Origin of the sequence: Neisseria sp. 74A18 (genome assembly GCF_001308005.1) — a bacterium.
Taxonomy (GTDB): Bacteria; Pseudomonadota; Gammaproteobacteria; order Burkholderiales; family Neisseriaceae; genus Neisseria; species Neisseria dumasiana.
This window is the reverse complement of the sequence record NZ_LGZA01000010.1, coordinates 24945-37551: the sequence shown is the minus strand read 5'-3', so window position 1 is coordinate 37551 and position 12607 is coordinate 24945. Positions and strand designations below refer to the sequence as shown.

The 12607-nt window shown below is 52.3% G+C and carries 10 protein-coding genes; 4 read left to right on the top strand and 6 right to left on the bottom strand.

The window, feature by feature from the left end; all coding sequences use genetic code 11:
- Nucleotides 1–30 precede the first annotated feature (30 nt).
- The gene (gene aroG, locus AKG43_RS04900; RefSeq protein WP_054599446.1) at nt 31–1074 is read right to left on the bottom strand and encodes a 3-deoxy-7-phosphoheptulonate synthase AroG; all 1044 of its coding nucleotides are present in this window, start codon (nt 1072–1074) and stop codon (nt 31–33) included.
- Between the two features lie 541 nt (nt 1075–1615).
- Here aroG and pgi point away from each other — a divergent pair.
- Both pgi and AKG43_RS04890 read left to right on the top strand, forming a co-directional pair.
- On the top strand, nt 1616–3256 hold the full coding sequence (gene pgi, locus AKG43_RS04895; RefSeq protein ID WP_054599445.1) for a glucose-6-phosphate isomerase: 1641 nt from the start codon (nt 1616–1618) through the stop codon (nt 3254–3256).
- Nucleotides 3257–3734: 478 nt separating this feature from the next.
- Nucleotides 3735–5237 carry a hypothetical protein gene (locus AKG43_RS04890; protein WP_054599444.1) on the top strand — a complete coding sequence of 501 codons (1503 nt, stop codon included), beginning with the start codon at nt 3735–3737 and terminating at the stop codon, nt 5235–5237.
- A gap of 82 nt (nt 5238–5319) precedes the next feature.
- Here AKG43_RS04890 and AKG43_RS04885 read toward each other — a convergent pair whose 3' ends face one another.
- On the bottom strand, nt 5320–6108 hold the full coding sequence (locus tag AKG43_RS04885) for a methyltransferase domain-containing protein (RefSeq protein WP_054599443.1): 789 nt from the start codon (nt 6106–6108) through the stop codon (nt 5320–5322).
- A 395-nt stretch (nt 6109–6503) separates the two neighbouring features.
- Nucleotides 6504–7112 (bottom strand): YdcF family protein, encoded by a 609-nt coding sequence (locus AKG43_RS04880; protein WP_231718112.1) that lies wholly within the window; start codon nt 7110–7112, stop codon nt 6504–6506.
- A gap of 456 nt (nt 7113–7568) precedes the next feature.
- On the opposite strand from AKG43_RS04880, the gene pncC reads away from it, so the two are divergent.
- A complete protein-coding gene (gene pncC, locus AKG43_RS04875) occupies nt 7569–8045 on the top strand; it encodes a nicotinamide-nucleotide amidase (RefSeq protein WP_054599442.1) in 477 nt (158 codons plus the stop codon).
- Nucleotides 8046–8196: 151 nt separating this feature from the next.
- Here pncC and AKG43_RS04870 read toward each other — a convergent pair whose 3' ends face one another.
- Together AKG43_RS04870 and AKG43_RS04865 are read right to left on the bottom strand one after the other, a co-directional pair.
- Nucleotides 8197–9198 carry a patatin-like phospholipase family protein gene (locus AKG43_RS04870; protein ID WP_082402983.1) on the bottom strand — a complete coding sequence of 334 codons (1002 nt, stop codon included), beginning with the start codon at nt 9196–9198 and terminating at the stop codon, nt 8197–8199.
- Between the two features lie 168 nt (nt 9199–9366).
- Complete coding sequence (locus tag AKG43_RS04865; protein WP_054599441.1) at nt 9367–10197, bottom strand: SDR family oxidoreductase; 831 nt, start codon at nt 10195–10197, stop codon at nt 9367–9369.
- Nucleotides 10198–10288: 91 nt separating this feature from the next.
- On the opposite strand from AKG43_RS04865, the gene AKG43_RS04860 reads away from it, so the two are divergent.
- Nucleotides 10289–10750 (top strand): cytochrome c, encoded by a 462-nt coding sequence (locus tag AKG43_RS04860; RefSeq protein ID WP_054599440.1) that lies wholly within the window; start codon nt 10289–10291, stop codon nt 10748–10750.
- 68 nt (nt 10751–10818) lie between these two features.
- Here AKG43_RS04860 and AKG43_RS04855 read toward each other — a convergent pair whose 3' ends face one another.
- Nucleotides 10819–12291: a YdiU family protein gene (locus AKG43_RS04855; RefSeq protein WP_054599439.1), complete on the bottom strand. Its 1473-nt coding sequence runs from the start codon at nt 12289–12291 to the stop codon at nt 10819–10821.
- Between the last annotated feature and the right edge of the window lie 316 nt (nt 12292–12607).

Genomic DNA, 12607 nt, shown 5'->3' with positions numbered 1-12607 from the left:
GGCCTCGAACGGTTTGACGGAGGATGCACACTACACGCGGCTGCGGTTGGCATCTGCCAGCAAGGCCAGCAGCTCTTCGGTTTGTTCCCAGCCGATGCAGGCGTCGGTGATGCTTTGGCCGTAGCATACGGGTTTGTCTTGGCGGCCTTCTACCAAGTGGCTTTCCACCATCACGCCCATGATGTTGTTTTCGCCGTCGCGGATTTGCTGGGCGACATCTTGAGCCACTTCCATTTGGCGTTTGTAGTCTTTACGGCTATTGGCGTGGCTGAAATCAACCATCAGTTTGGGGGTAACGCCGGCTTGGGTAAGCTGTTCGGCGGCCGCTTTCACATGCTCGCTGCTGTAATTCGGCTCTTTGCCGCCGCGCAAAATCACATGGCAGTCGGGGTTGCCTGCGGTGTGGACAATCGCGGAATGGCCCGCTTTGGTAACCGACAGGAAATGGTGCGGATGGTTGGCCGCGCCGATGGCATCGATGGCGATTTTCAGGTTGCCGTCGGTGCCGTTTTTGAAACCTACCGGGCAAGACAAGCCGCTGGCCAGCTCGCGGTGCACTTGGCTTTCGGTGGTGCGCGCACCGATAGCGCCCCACGAAATCAGGTCGGCATAGTATTGCGGGGTAATCATGTCGAGAAACTCGGTTGATGCGGGCATACCCATATTGTTGAGTGTGAGCAACAGCTTGCGGGCTTGGCGCAAACCGAAGTTGATGTCGAACGTGCCGTCGAGATGCGGGTCGTTAATCAGCCCTTTCCAGCCGACGGTGGTGCGCGGTTTTTCAAAGTAAACGCGCATCACGATCAGCAGCTCTTTTTCGTATTTTTTACGCAACGGCAGCAAACGCTCGGCGTATTCGAGCGCGGCTTTGGGGTCGTGGATGGAACACGGGCCGATAATCACCAGCAGGCGGTTGTCTTCGCCGTGAACGAGTTTGGCCACTTCGCCGCGGGTTTGGTGCACGAGATCGGCGGCGTGATCGCTGATGGGGAGTTCGTAAAGGTGGGCAATCGGGGGGAGCAGTTCTTTTACTTCTCTGATTTTGACATCGTCTGTTTGGTGGCGTGGTGTCATGATTGTTCTTTTCTATGCAATGAATCAGGCTGCTAAGGTTAACGGTTCAGACGGCCTATGGCAAGGCTGAAAGTTTATTTTTAGCTATTTTATTGTGTAAATCTATGGATTTGTCTTTTATGGGAATTTAAATTTCTATTTAATTAAAATATTGGTATTTTATTTCAATTAAAACGCATTGATACATCAAGGCCGTCTGAATGCGTTTAAAGCATATCCACCGTGCCGCAGCAGGTGCGTTGGCGCCGCACCGTTTTTTTATCGGCTCATTTGAGCAATATCAATCTATTTTTGCACTAATCTGCCCTATCTTTATAAACTTTGCGGTCTAATAAGCGTTTATAGCCATCAACCCATTTTTAATACAAGGCAGCAAGCCGCAGTAAAAATTAAGTTGATCGACTTCATATCAAAAAAGCCTGCCGGTTGTTATATACTACACAACACTACATAACCAACCGGCACCCGCCGTTTTTTCAGACGGCCTGCAACCTTTCACCAACTTGCCTTAACCATTAGATTACCGATTGCCCGCACGCCTATGAACAAAGAGCTTCTGACCGCCATTTGGCAAGACCTTCAAGCCCATCAGATCAATACTTCGTCGCTGCACATGCGCGACTGGTTTCAGGCCGACCCTGCCCGTTTCGAGAACATGCACGAAACCCTTCACGGCCTCTTGTTCGATTACAGCAAAAACCGCATCAGCGAAGAAACCCTCGGCCTGTTGTGCCGCTTGGCCGATGCCGCCGGCGTGAAACAGCAGGCCGAAGCCATGCGGCGCGGCGATAAAATCAATCTCAGCGAAAACCGCGCCGTGCTGCACACCGCCTTGCGCCTTCCGGCCGATGCCCCCGCCTTAAACGTAGACGGCAAAAACGTGCTGCCCGATATCCACCGCGAACTGGAACGCGCCATCGCATTTGCCGAAAACCTGCTCAGCGGCACACATACCGGCGCCACCGGCAAACGCATTACCGATTTCGTCCACATCGGCATCGGCGGTTCCGACTTAGGCCCGCAACTTGCCGTTCAAGCCCTGCAACCTTACCGTAAAAACATACGCGTCCATTTCGTGTCGAATTCCGACGATGCCAATATCGCCCAAGTTTTGGCCGGCTTAAACGCCGAAACCACCGTATTCTGCGTAGCCAGCAAATCGTTCGGCACCCCCGAAACCCTGCTCAACGCCCATGCCGCCCGCACTTGGTTTAGAGAAAGCGGCCTGCGCGAAGCCGATATCGCCCGCCATTTCACCGCCATCTCCAGCGATGTGGCCGCCGCTCAGAATTTCGGCATCGCTGCCGACAACGTCTTTGCCATGTTCGATTTTGTGGGCGGACGTTATTCGGTGTGGTCGGCCATCGGCCTGCCCGTTATGGTGGCCGTCGGCGGCACGCAGTTCCGCAAATTCCTCAGCGGCGCACATGCGATGGACGAACATTTTTTCCATACCGGCTTCCGCCACAATATTCCCGTTTTGCTTGCCCTGCTCGGCGTGTGGTACGGAAACTTCTGCAACGCCTCGGGCCACGCCGTCGTGCCCTACAGCCATAACCTGCGCCGCTTCCCCGGCTATTTGAAACAGCTCGATATGGAAAGCAACGGCAAACGCCGCACCCTTCAAGGCGAAACCGTGAGCTGGCACACCGGCGGCATCGTGTTCGGCGAAGAGGGCGTGAACTGCCAACATGCCTTCTTCCAACTGCTGCATCAAGGCACGCGCCTGATTCCCGTCGATTTTATCGTTCCCATGCGCACCCCTTATCAAATCGGCCGCCAGCACCGCTTTACCGTAGCCAACGCTTTCGCACAGGCCGAAGCATTAATGCTGGGCAAAACATCAGACCAAGCCCACTCCGAACTGGCACACCTGCCCGAAGCGGAACGCGAACAACTCGCCCCCCACAAAGAATTTCCCGGCAACCGCCCCAGCAACAGCATTCTGATCGACGAGCTTACCCCCTTCAATCTCGGCATGTTGATGGCCATGTACGAACACAAAATCTTCGTGCAGGGCGTGATTTGGAACATCAACCCGTTCGACCAATGGGGCGTGGAATACGGCAAAGTCTTGGCCAAAAACATCGAACCCGAATTGGCACAGGCACGCCAATTGCAACACGATTCTTCAACCAACGGGCTGATCGGTTTTTACCGCCGCTGCACCGGCCATGCTTAGAGCGTGTGATTAACATACAAACAGGCCGTCTGAAAAACCGCTCCGGTTGTTCAGACGGCCTCGGCTTTAAACAAGCCCTGCTACCGCACGTCAAAACATGCTGGACAAATAATTTCCGCTTTCCGATAATTTGACACCCTTTTCAAAACCTGCGGATGTGGATGCAGTTCAAGGCGTAGCAGCACTGCGGGTGCAAACATATCATCTAGATAAGCAAACAAGCGGGCGGCACACAACGCAGAAATGTACCGCAGACGGCGGTTTTGCAAAGGTCTCAATCTGCCTTACCAACGGCAAAACAGGCACCCCGTCCGTTTACTGCCGTCCACCATTTATAGCCCATCAACTTAACTTTTACCACAGCGTTGCCGCGCCTTGGCGTCTGTCTGTACGGTCTGCGGTTTGCTGCTTTGTATTAAAAACAGGTTGATTGACTATGTAACCACTATCCAAAACCGTCCGATACCAAAGGAAAATAATGAAACTCAGCTCACTAACCACAGCCTTAGCCGTAATCGGCCTGAGCGCATGCAGCACTTTAGATGGCAAAAACCCTCACGAAATGGTCAGCCATTCGGTAGAACGCAGCCTGACCAAAGATTACAGCTACAACTTCCAAGGCGAAATCAAAGTTGCCTTTACCCCGTTCGATAAGGGCTACGCACCCGAACCGGCCGCAAAAGAAAAAGCCGCTGCCGATCTGGCCACCGGCCTTGAAGCCGCATCAGAAGCCGCATCAGAAGCCGCATCAGAAGCCGCATCAGAGGCAGAGGCTGAAGCAGAATTTGAAGCGGAAGCCGAAACAAACGCCGCATCCGCAGTAAACGCAGCAGAGTTTGCCGCAGACTATACCGAACCTGAAGAAGCAGCCGGCAGCGAATATTCAGACGGCACCGATAGCGAAAACAACGGCGACGATTACCGCGCCGCCGCTTTCGTGATGAACACCATAACGCCGTCGCTGCTGACTGCCATGCCCTCAAGCAGCAATAATATCGGCAGAAAAGCGGCAGACTACCTCTACGAACGCCCGGCCATAACGCGTTACCTTGAAAATGCCCGTATCAAATATTCCGGTGCGTTGGATTTAAGACGCAAAAAGCTCGAACTCACGCCCGAATTGTCACTGGTTAACCGCAATGAAAGCACCCGCATCAGCATGCCCATGCTGCTCGACGGCGAAGAGATGAGCATCATTGTCGATCTGCCCGCCTCCATCCCCGCGGCTCTCAATCTGATTGCGCCCCCTGCTTTACGCGAGCGTTTGATTCACGAACCGATTTACCTGAAGCTGTCTGATGTAGACGAATTAATCAGCGACAGCAGTAAAGAAATACAGGATTCACCGAAAAACTATCCGCTGAAAACGGCGACCAAAGCCATGTTCATCGCCGCTTACCGCGCTTATGCCGATATTCCGCCGCAGTATTACCGCAGCCTGCCGCCCGACGAATACACCAAGCAGGCCGGCGGCACATACCGCATCCACTACCTGATGGACAATGAATTCGAGAAACGCTTAACGCAGGCCATGAAAAAACATTTTTCACAAGAATTCAACCGCTTGCAGAAAGAAAAACCCGAAACAGCGGTCAGCAAAGAGAAGTACGAACAAACCAAAAAGCTGCTTCTCGGCGTATTTGACAGCCTTAACGACACCGTCCGCTTAAACGGCATCGTAGGCATGCCCATTTCATCCGATTGGTATCTCGATAAAAAGGGACGCTTGGTCGGTATGCGCCATTATGTGCAAATCAACGGCGAATTACAGGCACTCAATATCGATTCGGTTCTCTACATGAACCGCTTCGGCAAACCGGTGTTTACCTTTAATCCCGACAAAACCAAAACCATCGGCCTGATGGACATAATTAAGGCATTTAAGGGCAATAGCGACGATATAAACGATGAAAAAACCGCCGATATTCCCGACAGCGAAGACCAAGAGCCGTATAAAATCTACGAGCATATCGAACGTTAAGCCCGCTTTACTCCGCTGATTCGCATAAAAAACACCTGCCGCAGGCCAAACCTGAGACAGGTGTTTTTTATATGTGCTTCTATTATGCCTTTTTCGGATAAAACTGCACCGGGCTTTCCCCTTGCGGCAACATCAGTTTTTTCACGGCATGGCCGAACACCGTTTCCAGCGTAATCGTTAATTCGCCTTCTTGGGCAAATACTGCTTCCACCGCTGCCCGCGCCGCAGCTTCATCGCCAAACACCAGCGATGCCCACAACCCCAAAGTATCCATATCCTGCCAAAACGTCTCTGCCCAGCGGTAATGCAACTCCAGCTTGGCCGTATCCATTACCGGATCGTAAAAACCGTGATGAAACAGCATATCGCCCAAATCGTGCATATCGAACAACATCGGCGTTTCCACTGCAATACCTTGCGCTTTCAGACGGCCTGCCAACCCGCCCAAAGTATCAATACCGAAATGGGTAAAAAACAGCAAACCGTTGGTTTTCAAAGCACGCGCCCAGTTTTCAAACACCGGCACAGGCTCTTTCGCCGTGATCAAGGCCAAATTCGCCCACAACATATCCGCCGAAGCTTCGGGCAAAAGCTGGCCGACAGGCTGGCAGTGCTGCACCACCTGTTTGCCCGTCAGCTTCTGCCACAAACCCGATTTACGGGCTTTGGCTGCCGCTTCCAAAAAATCAGGGCGCGGGTCGTATTCCGTAAAAGCGGCTTTGGGATAACGGGCGGCAAGCAGGCTGCGGCTTTCATCTGCATCGGCACCCACCAAAATAATCTGCTGCGGCACGTCGCGCACCAACTGCAAGCGTTCATCGGTATTTCGGGCAAGATAACGGTGTATCTGCCAACGGTCGGAAGCATTCATATTTTTAGCCGTCAAATGAAGTGAAGAAACCATCTCACCCGCGCAACAACCCGCCCTACTCTGTCAGCAGCTTTCGCGGGAGCGGATAGGTTATTAAGTAAGCGTTTTACTATGGGATTGTGTAAACAAAATAACAGGCCGTCTGAAACATTTCAGACGGCCTTTCCAATATAGTTAATCCACTTACTTTAATACAAGGCAGCAAGCCAACAGCACAGGTAATACGGAACCGATTCTGTTGCCGCTTCTGCGGCTTACATCATCGTTCTCTTTGAGCTTAAGCACCGCAACGCCGTAGTAAAAGTTAAGGGGATTAACTTATAGTCTGTTATTGATTCCAGTTCGGTGGCGCATATTCTACCCGATTTCCCGCGCCGCACCGAATATAAGCCGCATCACTCCGGCGTCATGAAATACGCTTTAATCCAAGCCAAGCTTTCGCGCACGATTTTACGCAGATAGCCGCTGCTTTCTTCATCACATTCGGCTTTTCCCGAATAAGCCTGAATCGTTTTGGTATCCTGCCATTGGCGGCGCGCCAGCCATGACGCACGTTTGAGATGGTAGTCGGCACTGACCAGCACCACGCTCGAATTGTTCGACAGCGCAATCGAGCTGAACAGAATGTTTTCATAAGTGTTCTCGGATTTGGTTTCCGTTAGGATATGCGATTCGGGCACGCCCAACTCTACCGCAATCGCTTTCATGTGCCGGGCTTCGTTGCTGCCGTCGCTGTCTGTGCCGCCGCTAACCACCAGTTTGGTTACTTTACCCTTATGGTAAAGCTCCGCCCCCGCCGCCACGCGCGAACGCAGGCAGGGGTTGGGCTTGCCGTTTTTATAAACAGAATTGCCCAACACCAAGGCGGCATCGGCCGGTTGGATTTCATCTAAGGTAATATAACGGAAAGACAAAGCCGACACATGCACCCACATCAGCAGCACCAGCCAAATCACAGCCAACACCGCAGGCACATAAAGCAACATAATACGTTTTTTACTCATGCATTATTCAGAAAGGGTTTGTTGATGATTCCCGCGCATACGGCATGGTTATTATTTGCGTAACACTTTACCGCAAAGCGGTGTGCAAAAAAGGCAACAAACAAAAATGTGTGTAAAAATCGCCCAAACAAGCCGTATGATGGCGCAAGCTTACCAAACACAACCCTTAACGGTATAAAACTTAGACACCAGCGGTTGAAAACCCCGCCAAACGGGTATATCTTGCGGCGGTTTTCTATTAATCCGGTTACAGATACAACCAACCGTTTGTTCACAAATAATAACCTTTGAAAATCATCACAAACAAGATAATTTAAACAGGAGTATAATGCGCAGCCTAAAATACCCAAACGGAATAATATTGCAACACAACCGCCGCAGGGTGTTTTGCACAGGTCTCAGCCACACAAACGTCAATCCATACATATATATATATAAAGGTATAAAGGCAATCATATGAATAACACCCTTGCCAAAGTTACCGCCCGTCTCAACGAATGCGGGCAAACCGTTACCTGCGCCGAATCGTGCACAGGCGGCTTACTTTCTGCCGAACTCACCAAACTGCCGGGCAGCTCCGCATGGTTTCATGCCGGCTTCGTTACATACAGCAACGAAGCCAAACAACAGCTTTTAGGCGTGAAAGACAATACCTTGGCTTTTTACGGTGCGGTGAGCGAAGAAACCGTGCGCGAAATGGCCTTGGGCGCATTGATTGCCGCCAAAGCCGATTTTGCCCTCAGCATTTCCGGCATCGCCGGCCCTACCGGCGGCAGCGAAGAAAAACCCGTCGGCACGGTTTGGTTCGGATTGGCAGCCAAACAGCGCATTTGGGCGAAAACCGCCTTGTTCGACGGCGACAGAGACAGCATCCGCGCCCAAGCCGTACAATTCGCGCTGGATTTTCTGTGCGAAAAAATCGAAGAAGCTTGAATATGTAGCCAAACTACTTAAGCAACCAAAGAAGCAACCAACAATGCCGTCTGAAACCGGCAAAACAAACAATCCGCCCCTATATCGGATATAGGGGCGGATTGTTATCGTGAATCCGTTTAAAAATGGTACGCAACCGATTCTTCTGCCGTTAACGGCCGTAAACAGCCAGCTTGCGTTTGATTTCGGGCAAAGCGGCCAAGGCAGCCTGTTCGCCCAACTTGATGGCCTGTGTTTTTTGATCGAAACCGCCCACCGAACCGAGATGTTGCACGTTGGGCTTAATCACCACATCGGCTTTACCCAATTCGTTCTGCAAAGCGGCCGCGCTCATGATGTTCAGGCTCTGATCAAGATAAGCGAAAAAGCCGGCATCCGAAAGCTTGGCCGGTTTGGCCGAAATATCCACCGCTATCACAAAGTTTGCCCCCATATTTTTCGCCGCCGTTACCGGTACGGGAGCCGATAAACCGCCGTCTACATAATGGCGGCCGCCGATAACCGCAGGCTGGAATACATTGGGAATGCTCACCGAAGCCCTTACCGCCTGCCCGGTATTGCCGCGGTTAAACGTAACCATTTTGCCGGATTCCAAATCGGTAGCCACTGCCGCAAACTTAACCGGCAGGTTTTGCAGCGGGCGGTTGCCGACCTTACGGTTGATGTAGTCTTGCAGCTTTTGGCCCTTGATAAAGCCGGTGGTGGAAAGCGTTAAATCCACCAAATCGGTTTTACCCAAAATCTCGGCCTCCAGTTCCAATCTGTCGGGCGACATCCCGCTCGCGTACAGGCTGCCCACAATCGAACCTGCGCTGGTGCCCGTAACCACTTTAACGGGAATATTGTTGGCTCTCAAAACTTTAAGCACGCCGATGTGCGCAAAGCCTTTTGACGCTCCGCCGCCCAAAGCCAACCCTACCACGGCTTTCGGTTTGGCTTGGCCAACCGGCTTGGCAGGCCGCCCCGGAGCTTTATCGCTTGCACATGCAGCCAGCACCAATGACACGGCCGCAACCAACACGACACGGCGGGTATCGCGAATAAACTTAAATTGGGATACGGCGTTGCCGCGCCTTTGCGTACTGTCGGTACTGCCTGCGGCTTGTTGCCTTGCATCAACAATCGGTTTGTTTGCTGTATAACGTTTATCCATATGTTCAGACGGCATCATTGATAAAAACCTGATTATTGTATAGCAAATAAACCGATTGTTGATACAAGCCCGCCGCAGCCAGAACAGGCAAAGAAGACAAAGCTGCCATACATTCAGGCCGTCTGAAACGGGCTGAAACCTTTTCAGACGGCCTGCATAAATCAGCCTCTATTTAAACCAAGATTTGATTTTTTGAAACAACGACATGCTTTGCTTATCGAAGCCGTTTTCCACCGCTGCCGCAATCGGAGGCGCTTCGCGGTGTACGGGCAAAGCACCGAAACTTTGCGCCACAGGCATGATTTCGATACTGTTTACATTCATGTGTGCGGGGCGTTGGTAAAGCCACAAAGCGGTGTCGGCAATATCTTGCGGGCGGATAAACTGCACGTTTTCATACAGTTGCGCCGCCCGTTCGTTATCGCCTTTGAAGCGTATGTTGGAAAACTCGGTATCGCCGCACAAGCCCGGTTCGATGTTGCTCACACGCACGCCGGTGCCGGCCAAATCGGCACGCAGATTCAGGCTGAATTGGCGCACATACGCTTTGGTTGCGCCATAGACATTGCCGCCGGGATAAGGATAAGTGCCGGCAATCGAACCGATGTTGATGATATAGCCGTTTTTGCGCTCCACCATAAACGGCAGCACTTTGCGGGTAAGATAAGAGAGGCCGACGATATTGGTTTGAATCATGGTTTGCCAATCGGAAAAATCGGCCTTGTGCGCCGCATCCAAACCCAAAGCAAGGCCGGCATTGTTGATCAGGCAGTCGACCGACGCAAACGGTTCGGGCAGATTTTGCAAAGCCGAATCAATCGAATCGGGGCGCGTCATATCCATTTCAAGCGGCAGAAAACGCTCTCCGAACTCCGCATGCAGGGCTTGCAGTTTTTCTATGCGGCGTGCGGCACCCACCACATGGTAGCCCGCCGCCACAAACGAACGGCACATTGCCTCGCCGAATCCGGCCGATGCGCCGGTAATCAAAATGGCCATGGTTATTCTCCTTGCTTATCACTCTTTATTGATTCGGGTATGATACTGAATAATCCCAACAATATTACCACACCGAAAGGAACACATTATCATGAATACCCGAATCACTTATGCGGCTTTGGCGGCCGCAGCACTATTGAGCCTTGCCGCCTGCGGCGCACCCGAACCGGAAGTGGCCAAAGGGCCGATTTCCGAGGCACGCACCACCGCTTTCAAATCCATGATGCCTAACTTCAGCAGCATGGGCAAAATGGTTAAGGGCGATGAGCCTTATGAAGTGGAAAAATTCAAAGCGGCGGCGGCAACTTTTGTAGAAGAAAGCAAGAAGCCGTTTGAACATTTCCAAAAAGACGAACAGGGCGACGGCGACACCTTGCCGGTAACGTGGGAGAAACCGGATGAATTCAAAGCGGCGGAAGAAAAATTTTTCGCGGCCGTTGCCAATCTGAATGACAAAGCCCAAGGCGGCAATTTGGAAGAAATCAAAGCGGCTTACGGCGAAGTGGGCGCCAACTGCAAATCCTGCCACGATGTGTTCCGCCGACCCAAATAAATATCAAAAAAGCATCAGGCCGTCTGAAAATCTGTTTTCAGACGGCCTGATGCTTGTGTAAAAGCCCTCTAACTCGAACAGCTCACGCAAATGCTTTCCGCCCATTGCGGCGGCAGTTCGGCAAAATCGGCAAACTCTTTGCGCTCGACAAACGGATTCTGCATACAGCGGTGCAGGCGCTCGATTTCGCGGAAGTCACCGCTTTTTGCCAACTGTATCGCCTGCTCCAGCAGATAGTTTCGCAACACATACAGCGGGTTGACGGCATTCATCCGTTCGGCGCGTTCGGCGGGGTTGCTGTTTTCCGCCCGCAGCCTGCCGCGGTAACGGCCTATCCACGCGGTAAACGCTTCGGTGGGGCCGTGGAACAGTGCCAATAGTTTTTCGGGCAGCGGTTCGCCGTGGACATTGCCCACTTCGCTCAAGTATCGGAAAAACAGTGTGAAATCGACTTTGCGGCTTTGCAGGGCGGTAAACATATCGGCCACCAGCTCGTCGTCGCCTTTTTCTTCCGTTTGCAAACCGAGTTTCGCTCGCATTTTGTTCAGATAGGCCGTCTGAAACATATCGGGAAAGCGTTCCAACTCTGCCACCAAATCGTCTTGCGGCACCAGCGGCAGCAGACACGAGGCAAAGCGCGACAAGTTCCAATGCACCACATACGGCTGCTCGTTGTAGGCATAGCGGCCGCCGGTGTCGGAATGGTTGCACACATGGCGGCGGTCGTAAGCATCGAGAAAACCGAACGGGCCGTAGTCGATGGTCAGCCCCAAAGCCGACATATTGTCGGTGTTCAACACGCCGTGGCAAAAGCCGACGCTCTGCCATGCGGCCACCAGCTCGGCGGTGCGGCGGGAAACGGTTTCAAACAAGGCCAAATAAGGCTGGTCTGCTTCGCGGCATTCGGGGAAGTGGCGGTCAATCAGAAAATCGGCCAACACGGGCAGGTTGTGATGTTGGCCGGTGTGATACATGTATTCAAAATGGCCGAAACGGATAAAACTCGGCGCAATGCGCGTAACCACCGCCGCCGTTTCGGCTTCTTCGCGGTAAACGGCATCGTTGCTGCCCGTAATCGCCAGCGCGCGCGTAGTAGGAATGCCCAAGCCGTGCATGGCTTCCGAGCACAGATATTCGCGGATGCTGGAGCGCAACACGGCGCGGCCGTCGGCAAAACGCGAATAAGGCGTTTTGCCTGCGCCTTTAAGCTGCCATTCCCACGAAAGGCCGTCTGAACCTGCCGAGCCGCCGATTAACACCGCGCGACCGTCTCCCAACTGGCGCACATACACGCCGAACTGGTGGCCGCTGTACACCGTGGCAATAGGCGCGGGGTCGTATTGTTTGGCACTGCCCGCCAGATAAAGCAGGTTGTCGGCGTTATCAAAAATTTCAGACGGCCTCAAACCCATTTCTTCCGCCAAAACATGATTTTGCGCCACCCAATACGGTTCGCCCAACGGTTCGGTGCGGACGCGGCTGTAAAACGCTTCCGGCAATCGGGCAAATGCGGGCGGGTTTAAAGGAAGTGTGTGCGGCATGGTTTTATCCTTATCTTGATGTTTGCAGAAGCATACGCCGAACTTCATTCTCAAACAATCACAACGGGCATATTCAGACGGCCTCAAAGCAATGCGGCAAGCATCAAGCACAATTGAAGCGGATTCCCTATCTACATCTCTGCCACATCGGCTTGGCGGTCGTAACCTATCCTTTCGTTTGTAAAAAATCCCCGTTCGGGAAACAAAAAAGATAAAAAATACTCTATAAACGATAATAGAAATAAGTTTTATTTATAGCTTAACCTCTTCCTACCTTCAAACCGGATCGGGATTTTACAGATAGCTGCACCGAAGC